Source organism: Mesorhizobium sp. B2-6-2, from assembly GCF_006440615.1.
In the GTDB taxonomy this organism is placed as follows: domain Bacteria; phylum Pseudomonadota; class Alphaproteobacteria; order Rhizobiales; family Rhizobiaceae; genus Mesorhizobium.
The window spans coordinates 52,104-69,092 of record NZ_VFUG01000004.1; the positions used below are offsets into that span (position 1 = coordinate 52,104).

Here is a 16,989-nt window from a genome sequence, read left to right on the forward strand (position 1 = left end):
ATTCAGTTCGACTTCGCCTCTTCCGACCAGTCGACGCGGGTGACGAAGTCATAAACAGGTCCGCCGGGCACACCCCAGTTGCTGGACCAGATTACCTGCGAGCCATCGGGCGACGGCGAGGCATGGGTCTCGCTGCGGTAGTCGAAATCAACGCTGCGCGTTTGCGCTATGCGCCGAACCTCTCCGCTGCCATCGAGGCGCAGCGCGATAACCTCTCGTGCATAGGGTGCCATTTCCGGACGGGCCGAAACCTCATTCGGGTCGCCGCCGTAGCTCAGGAACACCCAGCCAGGTTTGTTCAAAGCACGCAGGGAAGCATGCGAGGCCTCGCCGTATTTCATAAGCGCAGTTACTTTCCCGTCAGACAGCCGGCGTTTGATCACCTGATAGCTGTCCGGATAGGATTTGCTGATGCCGACGTAGATCTCGCTCCCATCGGCGTCGACCGTCATGTCGCCATGCCCCGGCCGATGATGCTCTGTCCACTGCTGGCCTGGAGCGCCGTCGATCGAAAAAATAAACGCCTGTTCGGTGCCGTCCGCCAGTGCCTGGATGCAGAGAATATTTTCGCCCAGAGGAGAGATCGAACAGTTCTCATTGACCCCAGCAAGCTGCCCAAGTGCGATATCGGCAAACTTGCTATGCTGCTTGAGATCGTACGCGAAGACGACCTCGGCACCGTCCGATCGAAGTGCACGCACTGCCAGGCGGTTACCGTCTCGGCTCGGGTTGCCTTTGCCTGGTCCGAAGTGCAGATCCCGATAGTCCTTTGAATCGAACAGCACATCCTCGTGATTGCTCCGCGGCGCCCAGGTCGATATTCGCTGGCCTCCAACGCAGATCATCAGATCCGCATTTTGGGGATGCCACTCACATTCGCCCGATCGATCGCGCATCAGCAGCGGTAGGAATGTGTGTCCGTCGAAAAAGCACATTCCGTTGCAGCCGTTGGTTATAACGAGAAGGCTCTGGTCCGCATTCCAGGCTTGGGCGCTGGAATAACGGTGGCTGCAATAATCTTTTATACACGCGACCCCATTTCCAAGCGGCCCGGATTTTGTGATCCGGGTGAATGTTTCCCCAAACGCGGGATCGACCGTAGGACGCAGATAGTCCGGCAACTGCATCGCCGGCGTCGCAACAAAGTGCGTTGACGTATTGCTCGCCTGGCTTGCGGCAGCATGCGGACCAAGGCACGCGACAGCGAAGATCATCGACAACGCTAGTCGGCGACGACAAGTCATGTCATGTAGCCCATTTCCCGGCGCACCCGCCCCTCGCTGAGACGCGCTTTCCACCATGATATGGTGCGCTCCAACCCATCTCGCAGATTGGTACGGGCTCGCCATCCGGTCTGCGTTTCGAATTGCGTCGAGTCTGCAAGCAGCGCGCGAACCTCGGAGTTCTGTGGGCGCAAGCGGCTTTCATCTCGATAGACAGGCTTCTTCGATCCGCTCAACTCGACCACCAGGTCCAGGACCTCCGCGATCGTCGCGGCACGCTGGCTTCCGGCATTGTAGGCATGGCCGAATTTGAGTTCCGCCACGCCTGCGGTCAGGAATGCCGCGGCCGTGTCTTCGACAAAGGTTAGATCGCGGATAGGGCTCGTATCCCCGACCATGATAGCCGAGCAGTTCTTGTCGAGGGCCTGCCTGATTATGGTCGGCACTATCGCCCTCTCGCTCTGGCGTGGGCCGTAGGTGTTGAATGGCCGCAGAGTTACGACGGGAACATCAAATGACCTGGCATAGGCTTCGGCCATCATGTCGGCCCCGATCTTGGATGCCGAATATGGCGACTGGCCCTGCAGCGGATGAGATTCCTTGATAGGCATGGTCAGCGCCGTGCCGTAAACCTCGCTAGTCGAGGTGTGCACGACACGTTCCGTGTCCCACTGACGCGCTGCCTCGAGAACATTCATCGTACCCATGACATTGGTTTCTACGTATGACTGGGCAGCCGCGTACGAATATGGAATCGCGATTAGGGCAGCCAGATGAAAAACCACAGCTTGGCCGCGCATGATCCTGTTCAGGAACGCGCTGTCGCGCACGTCGCCACGCACGGATTTCAGGTGGCCTCGGATGTTGTCCGGCAAATCGTCAAGCCAGCCGTGACTGTCGAACGAATTGTAGAGCGCCAATGCTGTGACATCCGCTCCGTTGCGGACCAGCGCCTCGGTGAGATGCGATCCGATAAATCCATCGGCGCCCGTGACCAGTACCTTTTTGCCTTTGTAGTCCATGACCAATCGTCCCTCTTGCCATGTCCACTCTGACGGTGACACTCACCGGAGTGTCAGCCCGACTGCGCCTAAGTCGCGATCGGCGACGGCGGTACCCGGCCGACAACGGCTAGAAAACCGCGGGCCATCCAGACGGCGTCAGCCACCAGAGTTCGCTGCGGATAATAGGAAAGGTCGATCCTGGCCTTGGCGGGAAACAAGGTTTCGCGATAGTACAGCACCGGATCCGTGAACTTCGGATAGAAATTCGCTTCGTTGCGGAAGAGAACCTGGCTCGGACCGAGTAAGCCAGGCTTGTACTGCAAAACAGCCTCGGCGCCGCCGTGGAAACAATCGGCGAACGCCAGGCTCTCCGGTCGCGGCCCAATGATTGCCATGTCGCCTATGATCACATTCCACAGTTGCGGGAGTTCATCGAACTTTGTCGCGGCGAGCACGCGCCCTATCGTTGTCATGCGCTTGTCGTCGGCGACCGTCAGCGCGAGGCCGTGGGGATCGCATCGCACGTCGAACTTGCGGAACTTGTACATGCGAAAAGGCTGAGCCCCGGCGCCCAAGCGGGTTTGTGCAAACAAAACGGGCCTACCGCCCTCGGCCAGAAGGGCGATGGCGATCAGCAGCATCAGGGGCGCAAACAAGACCGCAGCAACGCTCGCAATAGCAATGTCGATCAAACGCCGCACAGACCCATGGGCCGAGACTGCAACGAAGTGTCGGTGGAGGGATTGATCTGTCGCATTCATGCGGCCGTTCCCGCTTTAGTACAGCCGCTCACCGCAGTTGCCAGTGCCTCCACTACCGCTTCGACCACCGCTGAGGTCATCTGCGGGTGAAGTGGAATCGTCAATTCCCGCTGGGCAAAGTCTTCTGTTCGCGGCAATTGGGTCCCGGGAAAAAGCTCGCGGTACAACGTCATCCGGTGCACGGGCGGATAGTGGATCGTTGTTTGGATTCCCTGGTTGCGCAGTTCGTCGATAACGGCTTGCCTGTCGGCGTATCGCGGCAAAAGTATCGGCATGATGTGGTGCGCCGACCTCCGCGATTCACTGAATGGAACGGCTATTGCCGGGCAGTGTGTTGCAATGAGTCGCCGATAAAGGACGACGAGGATACGCCTTACTTCGTTCCATTCTTGCAGGTTTCCTAACTGGACAAGTCCGATTGCGGCCCGCATCTCGTCCATACGGTAATTGAACCCAAGCATGGTGACGTCATACTGCGGCGTGCGGCTGTTCAGCCGCTGGTGTGTGCCGGTTGTCATCCCGTGCCCGCGCGCTTGGCGAATCCTTTCGAGCAGTTCGTGATCTTGGGCGATTACGGCGCCGCCCTCGGCGGTTGTCATGTTCTTGTTGCCGTAGAAGCTGAAGGCCGCGGCAACGCCGAAGGTCCCTACTTCTCTCAAGCCAGGAGCATGCGCCGCGTCTTCAATGATGTGCAGCCCCCGTACACGGGCGAACCTTTGCCATTGTTCTCGATTGGCCAGATACCCGGCGAAGTGAACGAGAATAATGGCCTTCGTTCGCGGCGTGCATCGGGCCTCGGCTTCCGCCAGCGACATCAACGGCAAGTCGGCCGATTCAATGTCGACAAAGACGGGAGTTGCACCGACATAGAGCACTGAGTTCGCGGTTGCCACGAAAGTTAGCGACGGAACCAGCACCTCATCGCCCGGGCCAATGCCCAGTCCGTGCAAAATGAGATGAAGCGCCGCAGTACAGGAACTCACCGCAACGCAATCGTCCGCGCCATGCATGCGGGCAAACGACTCTTCGAACAATCGAACCTGCTCGCCCATGGTCAACCAGCTGCTATCAATGACCTTTGATAGAGCCGCCTTCTCCGGAACACCCAAAATCGGGGCACTGACCAAGAGCATGGTGACCTCACTCCCAAATCATCATTCGTGTTTGAGTTTCTCGCTGTTTGTCAGGCAGCCGCTGCCGCGACTTCGATCGAAGCCGACTGCTCTTCCCAGGAAATGGCTTGAGCATTCTGGAAATCGTCGACGCGGCCGATATCGAGCCAGAGTCCCTCATGCTTGTAGACATGGACGACCGTGCCTTGCTGCATCATCTGCAGCATCAAGTCGTCGAATCCGAATGGAATGCCGGAGGGAATAAAATTCAGAACATCCGGATTCATGCAGTAGATGCCCATGCTGACGAGATGAGAAAGCGTCGGCTTCTCGCGGAACATCTGCACTGCATCGTCGACTTCGTCGATGACGCCGAAATCCATCTTGATAAGACGGTTGGCGGTAGCGATGGTCACCGGATCCTTGTGCTTGCGGTGGGCAGCTGTGAATCGGCTGAGGCTAAGATCGGTGAGAACGTCGCCGTTCAGCACGATAAAGGGTTCGGTCAGTTCATCTCGGATAAGCGACAGTGGCCCGATGGTGCCCAGCGGCTCCATCTCCTGAGTGTACCGTATTTTCAGATTCCATTGCGAACCATCGCCGCACACGCTGCGGATGAGATGGCCGAGATACCCAGTCGTGATGTAGACCTCTTCAATGCCATTGCGTCGCAGCCACTTGAGAAGCAGCTCGAGCACGGGCCGGGCACCAATTGGCATCAGCGGCTTCGGCAACACCGACGTAAAGGGACGAAGTCGTGTTCCCATCCCACCGCATTGAATAACCGCTTTCATCCGATCCTCCATAGTTCATCGCCGCGTCAATGGTTGGTGCCTGGGTAGACGCGTTCAGACCTCTTTCGACCAGGGTGGGTCGGATAGAAAAGTCGCTACGTGTCCGTCCCGAGCATCTTATGGGGAACGGTATGTGAGCGTTCGAAGGATGTCGTCGTGCAATCGAATGGCACCAATCCATTGCCTCCGCAGGTTCAGCGACTAGGCCGGTCCGCCCCCGTCCGCCGCGAGGCACGATGGCGCCGAATATGCCGACCTGCATCTGCAAAATTGCTTAGCCACGAGACCTTCAAATGCCCCAGTGCGGACCTCAGAATCCACCTGCTGGAATTTACGTCTCGCTACCGCTCAAACAGCTGATGCCACATGGAATTTTGGTAATTGGCCATAGACACGCATGATCGCGACATTAGCGTTCTGACAAAGGCAGAGACGGTGCGATTCTGGCCGATTGAACGGTCCTCGGAAAAAAGAAAGAGATTTTTCCGCCATAGAGGAATATATTAGCGGTACGGCGCGCAAGTGATGCGGATTTCTGGGCGTTCGACGAGTGGTTGGCCACCGCCAAGGCCGTTCCCCGATTGATCGTTTAGCCGCATTAGGCGTTTCAGGGCCCGCTTTGTAGGGCCTGCGTTGGGGTGGAATGCAAATGTATCGAGTCGTCATTGCGGACGATCACGGTTTGTATCGTCGTGGGCTAAGTTTGGCGCTCAAGGCCGAGCTCCCGGAACTGGAGATATTCGAAGCTGGATGTTTTGATGCCGCTGCCAGTGTCCTGGCTGAGCGGGACATCCATCTTGCCATTCTGGATCTGAACATGCCGGGACTGTTCAACCAGCAAGTGCTCGGCGACTTTTTGTCAGCGTATCCGGACACCCGTTTTGCAATCGTTTCCGGGAATGATTCACGAGCGGAAATATTGAAAGCCCTATCGATCGGACTGCACGGCTATATCGTGAAATCTCAGACGGACCAGGAAGTGGTGTCGGCAGTGCGCGAGATTCTGGCAGGCCGCATCTATGTTCCGGCGCTGTTGTCCCGGCCTTCCGGGGGTCCCGGGTCACACGCACCCCAATCGGCAAGGGCATGGACCCAACGGCGGATGGGAGCGGCCAGCCTTAGCAAGTTGACTTCAAGGCAACGTGACGTGCTCAAGCTGATGGCGGAAGGCTTCTCAAACAAGGAGATAGCTCGCGATTTGGACATTTCCGAAGCAACGACAAAAATCCACGCCGCTGCGGTAATGCGTGAGCTGGGAGTACGCAACCGCACCGAGGCAGCCGTCGCGCTACAAAACTGGCGTTCGAAATATACTGACTAGGGCGCGATTTCACGTCGAGACAACCGCAGCGAATATCGTAGACCGCCTTCAAATATTTCCAGCTTCGAGGCATGGCCGATAAGCGGCGCGGTATTGACGCCCAATATCATCGAACCAATCCCATGGCCGATGTTCTTGGCTTTCCTGCGTCTTCCCGATTCTATCCAATCGAAGACGACGTCATCGCTTTCTCCACTATCAGCCCATCTAACCTCAAGGCGCCCTCGGGAACCGCCAAGCGCGCCGTGTTTGACGGAGTTCGTCGTAAGCTCGTGAACAACCATTGCGAAGGTTTCGGCAGCGCCGCTTGACATCATGACGTCAGGGCCATGGGTCTTTATCTTTCGCGTTTCCATGTAGGGCAACAGTTCCTGGACCACGAGGTCCCGGAGCAATACCGAACTGGCGGTGCGGCCGGAGATCATCATATGCGTGACTTCAAGCGCTCGTATCCGATCGATTAGGTCCTCCTTGAACTTCATGACATTGTTTTCCGGAGCACTAACCATTTTGACCAGCGCTATCACGACCGCGAAAAGATTGCTGAATCGATGGCGCTGTTCGATCAAAATACGGTCCCGTCTCCTGACCGTGGCGCGCAAAAGCGTGGTCTGCCGACGTTCAGTCAGGTCAGCTGCTATCCCGATCAGCAGCTGCTGATCGTGATACCGCTCCTCCCGTCCGCGCAGAGCGACCCAACGAATAAGTCCATCCGATCGTCGCACCCTAATCTCGACGTCGTAATTCGTGGTCGCGCCGGATTCTTTGGGAAGTGCAAGCTTTGGCCAGTCCGCGGAATAGACGACGGCAGCTAGCTCGTCTATCGGCCGACTGGTGGCGCGCGGCAGACCTAAGATTTCCCAAAATTTGTCGGAACCCGTGACAACGCCGCTTTTGAGGTCGACTTGCCAGGTTCCCAACCGCCCCGCCGAAAGCGCCAGATCAAGCCGCTCCTTCTGAACCCGGATCGCTTCGCGCGCCGTCCGTCGTTCCGAGATGTCATCGACAACGATGATCGCGCTCTCTGAAAGGAGGCCGTCGGAACGGTACGACGATAGGTTCAGGCGAGCCCAGAATGTGGAACCGTCCTTCTTCTTCAATCGGACTTCCATATCGAATGGCATCGCGGACTTGCCTTGATCGGCAAGCGCTTCAACAACGCTGTCGCGATCATCGGGATGAACAAGTTGCGCAAGCGGAAATTGAGCAAGGTCGGCTTCGGTATATCCCGTCAGTTCACTAAGACGTTTGTTGGATTGCAGAAGCTCGCCTCTTTCATTCGTGTTCGCAAAGCCCAGGGCCGCACGCTCGAACACCGAACGGAAGCGGCTTTCGGTTGCCTCGACGGCGGCCAATCGAATTTCGGCGACCTCCAGGGCCTCGCTAAGGTCCTGCCGCAAGCGGTGGAACATGAAGGCGATCATAAAGCCGGAAACCAGGAGAAAGATTGCTCGCGGCCAGTCCTCTGCGGGAATTGAACCGCGCAGAAGTCGTTCGGCCCCGAGGCTGGCGGCGACTGTCACGACGGTCGCAATGATTGCTCCGCAACGCCCAACAAGATATGCAGCGACAATTATAGCTGGAATAGATGATATGAAGGTTGCTTCAGTTTCCGTATGAATTAAGTTTGTTATTACGAATATTAGTGTGACAACTAGCACCAACATGGAAGCCATGTGAGCTAGCGAGATGCCCTTCAAGGCCGAAACCAATCTACGCAGATGCAGCCCCATATCCCGCAGACTACAACTTTCGGATTAGTCCGTCGAGCCTAGAACTCCGCCGCCTGATCTAATACCACAGCCGGATTGCGGCCCTCAAATCCAAGCTTACTATCATTTACGAAGAGCGTCCGGTTCGCTGGACTCATTGTAAGAGTGCATGAAGAAGCCGCTGCAAACCTCTGGGATCAAAGGTTTTTGGCAGAGGCATCTGTTTTGAGAGTCAAGCGTAACGATTGGAGATCTTAGCGGTTTTCGGCCAACAGGGGTGGGAAGGCAATGTCTTTCATCGATAGGCACAACGACACCGTTGCGAATAAGCGTCATATTGAATTGAGCACTGCTTACGGCAGTGTTGCTCGCCTGGCACGCTACACGTCGGACAGGCAGGGTACAGCATGCGCGTCAAAGCGCCGGAGCCTGGAATCCGTCACCGGCATGCTGGACCGCATTGGCTGTGGCTTCCTGGTCCTCAATCGCGAGAAAAAGGTGGTGGAGTGGAACACTGCCGCTCAAAGCACCTTTGAACGACAGGGTGAGACGGCCGGCACGGCTCCGGAGCTTACGGCTGCGCTGAGGCGGCTGGTCGCGAACGTTCCAACCAACTTCCTGCCAGGTTCGTTGTCGTGGGTGGTGATCCGCACCACTGACGATCGGCCGGTGATACTCAATGAGGGCGGAGTGATTGCGCCCGACGGAACAAGTATCGTAGCATTGTTGGACCGGGAGACCCGGTCCTCGGCTAATCCTCAGACATTGCAAAAGATGTTCGGCCTCACGAGCGCTGAAACTCAGCTTGCCATGAGGTTAGCTCAAGGGGACGCACCATTGGAAATCGCCCGCAGCTGGCATCTGAGCCGCACCACGATCCGATCCCAGCTTGCCTCGCTGTTTGCCAAAACTGAAACTAAGCGCCAGGGTGAACTGGTAGCTCTGCTCGGACGAATTTCCGTATTGCCGTGATAGTGCCGCCTCGACCGCGAGGCGGCGCATGTCCGGTATGTTGGTTTGGCATTGCGTCTGTGCGAGCGCATTCCTGCCTGATCCAGATATAGCCGACGATCTCGATGCAAAAATTTCGAAGCGGGGCAATTCGTCATGGCCGGACATAATTCCAAGACCACGGGCGTGCTTGACGCACAACCTGACAAATCCCGTTCAACAGGGACGAAATCCGGTCGATCCAGTCCGGACATGGCGGTTATGCAGCTGGCACGAAAAGGTCCTATTGTAGTCACCGGCGCCGCAGGCTTTATCGGGTTTCATGTGGCGTCGCGGCTTTTGCGTCACGGTGCGCGGATCATAGGCGTGGATAATTTCACGCCCTACTACGATCTAAAGCTCAAGGAAGCGCGTTTTGCGCACCTCTGCGCCGAGCCAGGTTTCACTCCGATGCGTATGGATCTGGCGGATCGATTGTTGGTGCAAGCTTTGTTCTCCGACTTTCAACCATCGTATGTCGTCCACCTGGCTGCCCAGGCGGGCGTGCGTTACTCCCTTGTCGACCCGCATGCCTATGTTCATTCCAACATCGTGGCGTTTCTCAATGTTCTAGAGGGTTGCCGGCACTTCGACATCAAGCATCTGGTCTACGCTTCATCTAGTTCGGTTTACGGCTCCAACCAAACCGTACCTTTTTCCGAACATGGCGGCGCTAACCATCCAATAAGCTTCTATGCCGCCACCAAGCGCTCGAATGAAGCCATGGCGCATTCGTACAGTCATCTATTTGGCTTGCCGGTGACAGGATTGCGGTTCTTCACCGTCTACGGTCCATGGGGCAGGCCCGACATGGCTGTCTACGCGTTTACCCACGCCATCGCCGAAGGACGCGTGATCGAGGTGTCCAATGCCGGCCGTGTCTGGCGAGATTTTACCTACATCGACGATATCGTCGAAGGGGTGGTTCGAATACTCGCAACGCCACCGCGTGCCGACCAGAATTGGGACGGTCGCGCAGCTGATCCAGCTACCAGCTCAGCCCCCTATCGCCTGTACAACATTGGCAATGACCAGCCAGAAGAGATCAATAGGCTGATCGCGATTATAGAGACAGCCGTAGGTCGCAGAGCTCTCAGGAGGGATGTGCCTTTGCCTCCAGGTGATGTTCTCGAGACACGCGCCGATGTAGGCGATCTTCGCCGGGCCGTAGACTTCGCGCCGGCGACCACGCTCCAGGATGGCGTTGCCCGTTTCGTCGAATGGTATCGACACTTTCATGGAAGCGCGACGGCCTCCGAGACGGAGCAACAAACGCTCGTGTCAGCGTAGATTGCCGGCAGTTCGCGCTGCTCACTCAGACCCGCGCGGTCAGCTCACTGGCGTCGCCTGAAGGTGCGGCTCTGTCGGCGATCTCTCTCAACGCGCTCGCCTCGCTGATCGGCAAGAACGAGGCATTCTCTGCGTCTTTCTCGTTTGGCGCCTCAGCGAGACGCCGGCACGCAAGCCGCCCGTCCGCACGCACCTTGATGCCTGCATTAGAATGGATCACATCGCGCCAGCCGGGGTGTGTCACGCCTCGACCGATGGCTGGTGGGGTTCAACAAAAGGTTTGACGGGTATCCCGGTCACCAATCCCAGAGCATCAAGTCAGCGCAAGAACCAAGTCCGCTGGGTGCTTTCGACCGTGCGGCTGTTAAAGGACGTAATCGCGTAGATCAGTCCGGGCGTGATCTTAAGTCGCCTGCGAATATAAATCGCCATGGCGACGTTCCATACGACCAGGGCAAGCGCCAGCCCTATTGCTGCGCCCAGCGGACCGTAGATCTCTACTCCGATGGCACAGCCGACGACACCGAAAGCTGCCCCGAGGATCATCGTCACAGCGGCCGCCCATTCGTTTCCGGTCATGGTCAAGAGATTAAGCTGCGGTCCGCACAGGGCCACGAATACGTAGCCGAGCATCAGCACCCGCGCGATCGGTGCTCCAGTTCCGAAATCTTCACCGAACCAGCTTAAAAGCGGCCGAACGATCAAGAGCAACGGGATTGCCATTGCTATTGCGGCACCGGAAGAAAGCAGGGCAGCTCGTGAAAACAGCTCTTGCAAACCTCTTCGGTCATTTTTTGCGTAAAGCGTAGCTGCCGTCGGCGAAAACATTGTAGAGACGGCCACCAACGAGAGACCGACAAGCAATGCGACATTGAGCCCCAGGGCGAAAATGCCTGCGTCGCGTATGTGGCCGGTCCAGCCGAGCACCATTACACCCGCTCTGTTGATGAAGACGTCGAGACCCGCCATCAGCATGATGGGGGGGACCGCCGACCACCAATCCTTGGACGCATCGGCAGGTTCGGCATGTCGCAAACCCGGCGGCTGAAATCTTGCTAACAGGACAAAGACGAATGCGACTGTTACGGCCGAACTCGTCAGCACCGCTTGCATGACCAACGGTGCATTCAGAGTCCACGAACCGGACAAGGCGGCGGCACTTAGCAATGTGAGCAGCAGTCCATCACGCACAATGCGTTCTGGCAGAAGGGCAGAAACGCCGCCGCCGAAGGCACGGATGAGAGCCGCGCCCAAGGCTGAAGTCGTGACCAGCGGAACGGCGGCCATACCCAAGAGCTGGCTGATCTCAAGTTCCCTGTTGTGTGAGGACGAAGACAGAAAGATGTAGGTCGCCCCTGCCAAGCCGAATAGAGACGCCACTGCCAACGAGCGTTGAAAGGCAAATCTGATTATGCCGTGGGCCAGATCCAGGCGCCCCTGGGCCCTGTAGGCGGATACAAAGCGCAACAACGATACGTTGAAGCCAAGGGTTGCGAGATATGCGAGCACCGATGTGGTTGAAAGGACGTAGGAGTAGATACCATAGCTGGTAGAGCCTACGATACGAGCAATCAGCAATTGCGCCAGGCTGGTTAGACCTGCCCCAGCCACATAGATCATGAGTGCAAAAACAGTGGCATAGCCCAGGCTACGGTTTATTTCTTCCTTCCCGAGCGTTACCGCGTCGTTTCCAGCTGCGGAATTTAGGGGGTTCTGTATTGTGATGGTATCCACGCCGTCATCAAGGTAGGCATTGTCTACCGTCAGCGGTTGCGATGAGCGGACAACTTGATGTCGGTACATGGGAGTGACCTGATCGCGGGCCATCTTGAAGGCGATCTTGCGGCTGACGAGTTCAACGCTTTTCGACAACGATCGGTCGTCGAGAGTTTCGACGGAAATTGTTTTCCTGTCGGTTGCCACAAGGATGTCATTGATATTTTGAAACACTCCGAAAGCTCGCATGCTCGCTTCGAAATCCGCATCGAGAATGCGTTCGGCCGGAGCCGCCTGCATCATCCGCTCCCGCAACCGCGCCTCGGCTGCTGCACGAGGCAATACCACTCGCAAGGTAAAATCCGCGGTAGGAGTGACCTTTAGCGCTCTTGCAATCGCAACGTTGTCGACGCACCCGTGAAAAATCGACAGTGACGCAACAGCTTGCACGTACCCTTGGTCGAATATTGTAATCTCTCTGCACTGTCGCGCTTGATCCCAACGACTGGAAAGGTTTATGATTTTTTGCCAGACCCGAGCTCGCCAAATAAATTTCCTTGGCTCAATCGCCTTTAGCATCGACGACGAGATCGACAGATATTTTATCAAGTCCGACGTGTATATAAACAGTTTTGCAGTTGAGAATATTGCAAAAAATACTCTATAAATAAACGTAAATATCCCAAGATCTACACTTCTTGACCTTCTACTTGCTTTGTGACTGAAGACCACTTTCGTAGCGTAGCCCTGCTCGCGCAGCGATTTGGCAAGCGCATGGGCAAAGACTGCTTTGCCAGCTCCAGGCGGTCCAAAGAGTTCGATAATCATTTCTTGCGACCCAGGGGCTTGAGTGCCTTATCGTTTTCCGAACAGCAGAAGATCGCCACTGTCCCCAAAATGATATTTGGCGTGCTGCTTGAGATTTACTCCAGTGAGAGCAATCCCTACCGGAGCGGATCTCGAACCATTAGGCTGCAGCGATTCCAGAATGCCGCGTGCGACACTGCGCGGTGTCTTGGCCCACCGGACAGCAAAGATAACGGCATCTGCCCAACTGCTGAGCAGTCGGGATTCCGGACCGTGCAACCCTGGCGGCCCGTTGAGAATGACAAGATTGTACACGGCGCCCAGCTTGTCCGCGAAGTGTCGCGGCACATCGACGTCAACCAACAGCTTCAAAAGATCGTCCGAAACTATGGGTGCGGCCATGAAATCGATGCCGATACCGGGCATGCTCACAACAGCCTCGTCTAACTCGCAGCGGCCCTTCACATAATCCGCAAACGACTTATGCGGCTTGGAAATGCTGAATTCGCGCACAAAGTCGTTGGTCAGTTGCTTATCCTGCGGGTCAAGGTCGATGAACAGGACATTGCTGCCCAGGCGTGTGGCCGAGAGCGCCAGGCTCCATGCCAGCTCTGTTTTCCCATCACCCTTATCGCTGGAAGTGACGAGCATCATCTGCGACGATCGTCCCGGGGCCGGTTCGGGGGCCACATTGATCAATAGGGACAATGCAGCGCGGCCATAGGCGGAATTTTTCTGGCCTAGAGTGAGGGTCTGCAAGCGCTTGGCACTCGCTCTTGATGTCCTGGGCAATAGCCCAACGGCAGGGAAGCCGAGCGCTGCTTCTGTCTCAGCCTCACCGCGCATTGTGCGGCTCATGCGACTTTTCAAGAGAACCAAGACGCCCCCGATGAGGCCGAATACGACCATACCCGGCGGGATAAGGAAGATCGGTGAAAGGCTCTTCGGGTTACTCGGTGGCCATGCCGCCGAAATTATCGAAACTCCCGCAGACGGAACCGCGATGCGGTTCCTCAAATCCTGTTGCCTGTTCAGAAGATCATTGTACCGCTGCGTCAATATGGTGACTGCCGGCTCCAATGCGTGAAGCCCGGAAAGCCTGCCTGCTGTGTCGGCTACGACCGCGTCAAGCACATTTTCGCGCGCCTCCAGAGCGGAAACCTGCGCGCGATAGATGTCGGCTTCCGACTTGATGCGTTCGATGCTCTGTTCGATTTCGCGCTTGACGGCAACATTCAGATCCGCATTGGCCGCGGCGCCGCTCTGCCGGGCTATTAGATCGCTCAGCGTCGGCGATCCGATTGCGCTCGCAAGCGTGGCGTTCGTGGCGCCGGACCGTTGCAATTCTTGAATATGCTGAACACGGGCCTCGGCTGTGGACAGGTTTGCGCGAGACAATGACAGTTGCTGATTAAGCTCGGCCGTGTCGCGGACAGCATTGTCAACGGCACCCTGGTCGACAGTCCCGTGACTTAGCCGGTATTTTTCAAGGCGGTCGGTCGCTTGCGCGAGATCGGACTGCACGCCAGGCAGCGCAGCGACGACGGATGCGAGCTCCAACCTATCAGCGGCCTGAGCAGTCCGTGCGAGATCCTGGACATACACTTGCGCGAATGTATTGGCCACGAATGCCGCCCGGACGGGATCCGGATCGGTAAAGCCGATGGTAATGACTCGCGATCGCAGTTCCTGCCCGACCCTGACGTAGCGCCTCAACGCCTTCAGCCTCGCGGCCTCCCTGCCCTCTGGGGTCATGTCGGCGTGATCCGGCCAAATCCCGGCCAAGAATGCACCTGCAAACGATTGCGATTTGGCGGGGGAAGCAGCGTTTTGCGCCGCGGCGCCATTGAGGTTGGCCTGCCGATCGGGCGTTGCCTTATAAATTGCGTCAATTACCCGACGCAGATGAGATTGTGAGGCCAGCATCGTCAGATGGTTGTCAATGCTGGTATCGAGCATATCCTGCCCGCCCGTCGGCTGAGGAGCGCTTCTGGTCGGACCGTCGACGATGATTTGCGTGGTGGCCTCATACAACGCCGGCTTGGCGAAGCCGGCTAGACCCGCAACCGCACCGCCCAAAACAGCCATTGCGACCAAAAACCATTTGCGCGCCGCCAAGGTAACCAACAATTGGCCGAAAGGGGTCAGGTCTTCTCGAGGGTCACGTAGCGGACGCCGCATGCGCGGATTGGGCTCTCGCACTTCGACGCGCATCTCTGTGTTGCGCGGTAGCTTCGTTCGCCTAGCTATCGAACCTTCCATTTTAAACTCCCGTCATCTCAAGCATGCGCGACTGTTTCGCGGGCACTGGAAGCCGGTTGGCGTCGGCGCGCCATGCCAGGAACATCAATGTTGCCCAAAGATCCCGGGAATGATCCCGCTTTCCGTTGACATGATCGCGCCAGCACGTCTGGACCCTATCGATGTCCAGAAGCCCATCTCTTGACTGGCGCATGTCGGCAAACAGGTCACTCGCCCATGCGCGCAACGGTCCTGTCAACCAGACCGCAATCGGAACATCGAAGCCCTGCTTAGGCCTATCTATCAGCCGCCGGGGAACGTAGCGGTGCAACAACTGTCGAAGCAGCCACTTGCCTCGTCCATGGCGAACCATTGCATCCGATGGCAGCCGCCAGGCGAATTCAACGACGCGATGGTCGAGCAGCGGGCAGCGGCCTTCCAGCCCGTTCGCCATGCTGGCTCGGTCCAGCTTCACCAGGATGTCGCCCGGCAAATATCCTGCCATATCGTTGTAGAGGAGCCGGGACAGCAAATCGTCGAGTCGCGGTGTTCGGCGAGTTGACGCCCGGTGGCCAAATCGGGTCAGGCTTGTCGTCGATGACCCTGCCAGGCGCTGGTACAGTTCTTCCTGGTCCGAAGCGGCGAGCAATTGAGCCAATCGCTCCAGCCGATCACCGCGCAACGCATGGCCGAAGAGCGCTGAAAGTGGCAGCCTGCCAAAAAAATCGTAACGGGTGGCGCGCGCCACAAGCCCAATGCTTGCGGCAACTGAACCACGCAGCGAAGAAGGCAAACGACGACGCCGATTTGCTCGCGCCGCCATCAGATGGCGAGCGTAACCGGCGAAACATTCATCGCCTCCGTCGCCCGTCAGCGCCACAGTGACGTGCTGGCGAGCAAGTCGCGCCACCAGCAGGGTGGGGATTTGCGATTCGTCGGCGAACGGCTCGTCCCAGGCACTGGGCAATTCCGGAATGACATCGCGTGCGGAAGCGGGGGAAAGGTGCAGCTCTGTATGATCGCTGCCTATGTACTGGGCGACCGCTGCAGCATGAGGAGCTTCATCGAATCCATGCTCCCCGAAGGCGATCGTGAAAGTGCGAATAGATTTTCGGGATTGGACCTGCATTAGCGCGGCTACGGTCGAGCTATCTACGCCGCCCGACAGGAAGGCGCCGAGCGGCACATCCGCGCACATGCGCTCTCGAACAGAAAGCCGAAGCAGCCGATCGAGTTCATTCGTCAAATCTTCGTCGCTGCCGACGATCGGGTCTTGCCGGCCTGTCGCGGCGACGTCTGCCAACGACCACCAGAATCGAACTTTGTTTCGAACGGTTCCCGTACGGCGCGCTTTTGCGAAATCCGCTGCAGTTAAGGACAGGGCCGATCCCGGCGGCAATTTGAAAACGCCACGCCAGATACAACTGTCGTCCGGCACCCAACCCTGCGACAGCATAGCCCTTACGGCGCTGGGATTGAGTTCCGGACGGAAACCCGGGAAACACCGAATGGCCTTGAGTTCGGAGCCAAAAACCAGGGCATGGCGGGTCGGGGCGACGTAGATCGGCTTTTCTCCCATCCGGTCGCGGGCCAGATGAAGAGTTCTCGTTTTTGCGTCCCACAATCCGAACGCGAACATGCCGACAAATCGCGTAAGCGCAGCTTCGAGCCCCCACTGCTCCACGGCCCCAAGCACAACTTCCGTATCGCATGTCCCGCGAAAGGTGTGGCCGGCGTTCTCAAGCTCTCGGCGCAAGTCCCGAAAATTATATATCTCCCCATTGAAGGTGATTATGTACCGGCCGCTGTCCGAGCGCATGGGCTGGGCGCCGGTTTCCGACAAATCCACGACTGCCAGGCGGCTGTGGCCGAAAGCGACACCAGCCTCCACATCTTTCCAGAAGCTTTCGCCGTCGGGCCCTCTGTGACAGAGGGCTGTTGTCATCTGCGCTATAGCTGCGAGCGGCCTTGTGCTGGGCGAGTCTGGCGCAAGAAGGATCCCGGCGATTCCGCACATA

General features: G+C 57.4%; 12 protein-coding genes. 3 read left to right on the forward strand and 9 right to left on the reverse strand.

Translation table 11 applies throughout. From position 1 onward, the window contains the following. Positions 1-2: 2 nt before the first annotated feature. From FJ419_RS10800 to FJ419_RS10820, 5 genes are all read right to left on the reverse strand, one after another. Entirely contained in the window at positions 3-1,244 is a 1,242-nt protein-coding gene (locus FJ419_RS10800) for a hypothetical protein (RefSeq protein WP_140691217.1), read from the reverse strand. Continuing rightward, positions 1,241-2,245 carry an SDR family NAD(P)-dependent oxidoreductase gene (locus FJ419_RS10805; protein ID WP_140545349.1) on the reverse strand — a complete coding sequence of 335 codons (1,005 nt, stop codon included), beginning with the start codon at positions 2,243-2,245 and terminating at the stop codon, positions 1,241-1,243. The genes FJ419_RS10800 and FJ419_RS10805 overlap by 4 nt, the downstream gene beginning before the upstream one ends. Positions 2,246-2,313: 68 nt before the next feature. Continuing rightward, complete coding sequence (locus tag FJ419_RS10810; protein WP_140691222.1) at positions 2,314-2,988, reverse strand: sugar transferase; 675 nt, start codon at positions 2,986-2,988, stop codon at positions 2,314-2,316. Beyond that, the gene (locus FJ419_RS10815; RefSeq protein ID WP_140545351.1) at positions 2,985-4,121 is read right to left on the reverse strand and encodes a DegT/DnrJ/EryC1/StrS aminotransferase family protein; all 1,137 of its coding nucleotides are present in this window, start codon (positions 4,119-4,121) and stop codon (positions 2,985-2,987) included. The genes FJ419_RS10810 and FJ419_RS10815 overlap by 4 nt, the downstream gene beginning before the upstream one ends. A 50-nt stretch (positions 4,122-4,171) precedes the next feature. Then, a complete protein-coding gene (locus FJ419_RS10820; RefSeq protein ID WP_140691225.1) occupies positions 4,172-4,894 on the reverse strand; it encodes an NDP-sugar synthase in 723 nt (240 codons plus the stop codon). A gap of 649 nt (positions 4,895-5,543) precedes the next feature. Between FJ419_RS10820 and FJ419_RS10825 the strand changes: the two genes are divergently transcribed. After that, positions 5,544-6,215 (forward strand): response regulator transcription factor, encoded by a 672-nt coding sequence (locus FJ419_RS10825; protein ID WP_140630533.1) that lies wholly within the window; start codon positions 5,544-5,546, stop codon positions 6,213-6,215. On the opposite strand, the gene FJ419_RS10830 is transcribed toward FJ419_RS10825, so the two are convergent. Next, complete coding sequence (locus FJ419_RS10830; RefSeq protein WP_246679177.1) at positions 6,212-7,738, reverse strand: sensor histidine kinase; 1,527 nt, start codon at positions 7,736-7,738, stop codon at positions 6,212-6,214. The genes FJ419_RS10825 and FJ419_RS10830 overlap by 4 nt on opposite strands. 477 nt (positions 7,739-8,215) lie before the next feature. Here FJ419_RS10830 and FJ419_RS10835 point away from each other — a divergent pair, with 477 nt between their 5' ends. Further along, a complete protein-coding gene (locus FJ419_RS10835) occupies positions 8,216-8,899 on the forward strand; it encodes a helix-turn-helix transcriptional regulator (protein WP_140545355.1) in 684 nt (227 codons plus the stop codon). Between the two features lie 240 nt (positions 8,900-9,139). Continuing rightward, positions 9,140-10,207 carry an NAD-dependent epimerase/dehydratase family protein gene (locus FJ419_RS10840; protein ID WP_140692411.1) on the forward strand — a complete coding sequence of 356 codons (1,068 nt, stop codon included), beginning with the start codon at positions 9,140-9,142 and terminating at the stop codon, positions 10,205-10,207. A 318-nt stretch (positions 10,208-10,525) separates the two neighbouring features. Here FJ419_RS10840 and FJ419_RS10845 read toward each other — a convergent pair whose 3' ends face one another. From FJ419_RS10845 to asnB, 3 genes are read right to left on the reverse strand one after another with little or no spacing between them, the layout of a single operon-like run. After that, entirely contained in the window at positions 10,526-12,751 is a 2,226-nt protein-coding gene (locus tag FJ419_RS10845; RefSeq protein ID WP_140691235.1) for a lipopolysaccharide biosynthesis protein, read from the reverse strand. A 27-nt stretch (positions 12,752-12,778) separates the two neighbouring features. Next, positions 12,779-14,992, reverse strand: coding sequence for an exopolysaccharide transport family protein (locus FJ419_RS10850; protein ID WP_140691239.1), 2,214 nt, complete (start codon positions 14,990-14,992; stop codon positions 12,779-12,781). A 1-nt stretch (position 14,993) separates the two neighbouring features. Beyond that, the gene (gene asnB / locus FJ419_RS10855; RefSeq protein ID WP_140691244.1) at positions 14,994-16,988 is read right to left on the reverse strand and encodes an asparagine synthase (glutamine-hydrolyzing); all 1,995 of its coding nucleotides are present in this window, start codon (positions 16,986-16,988) and stop codon (positions 14,994-14,996) included. Between the last annotated feature and the right edge of the window lies 1 nt (position 16,989).

What these genes read in the sequence shown, in the direction of transcription:
- FJ419_RS10800 (WP_140691217.1), bottom strand. Translation starts at nt 1,244, where the DNA reads ATGACTTGTCGTCGCCGACTAGCGTTGTCGATGATCTTCGCTGTCGCG.
- FJ419_RS10805 (WP_140545349.1), bottom strand. Translation starts at nt 2,245, where the DNA reads ATGGACTACAAAGGCAAAAAGGTACTGGTCACGGGCGCCGATGGATTT.
- FJ419_RS10810 (WP_140691222.1), bottom strand. Translation starts at nt 2,988, where the DNA reads ATGAATGCGACAGATCAATCCCTCCACCGACACTTCGTTGCAGTCTCG.
- FJ419_RS10815 (WP_140545351.1), bottom strand. Translation starts at nt 4,121, where the DNA reads ATGCTCTTGGTCAGTGCCCCGATTTTGGGTGTTCCGGAGAAGGCGGCT.
- FJ419_RS10820 (WP_140691225.1), bottom strand. Translation starts at nt 4,894, where the DNA reads ATGAAAGCGGTTATTCAATGCGGTGGGATGGGAACACGACTTCGTCCC.
- FJ419_RS10825 (WP_140630533.1), top strand. Translation starts at nt 5,544, where the DNA reads ATGTATCGAGTCGTCATTGCGGACGATCACGGTTTGTATCGTCGTGGG.
- FJ419_RS10835 (WP_140545355.1), top strand. Translation starts at nt 8,216, where the DNA reads ATGTCTTTCATCGATAGGCACAACGACACCGTTGCGAATAAGCGTCAT.
- FJ419_RS10840 (WP_140692411.1), top strand. Translation starts at nt 9,140, where the DNA reads ATGCAGCTGGCACGAAAAGGTCCTATTGTAGTCACCGGCGCCGCAGGC.
- FJ419_RS10845 (WP_140691235.1), bottom strand. Translation starts at nt 12,751, where the DNA reads ATGATTATCGAACTCTTTGGACCGCCTGGAGCTGGCAAAGCAGTCTTT.
- FJ419_RS10850 (WP_140691239.1), bottom strand. Translation starts at nt 14,992, where the DNA reads ATGGAAGGTTCGATAGCTAGGCGAACGAAGCTACCGCGCAACACAGAG.
- asnB (WP_140691244.1), bottom strand. Translation starts at nt 16,988, where the DNA reads ATGTGCGGAATCGCCGGGATCCTTCTTGCGCCAGACTCGCCCAGCACA.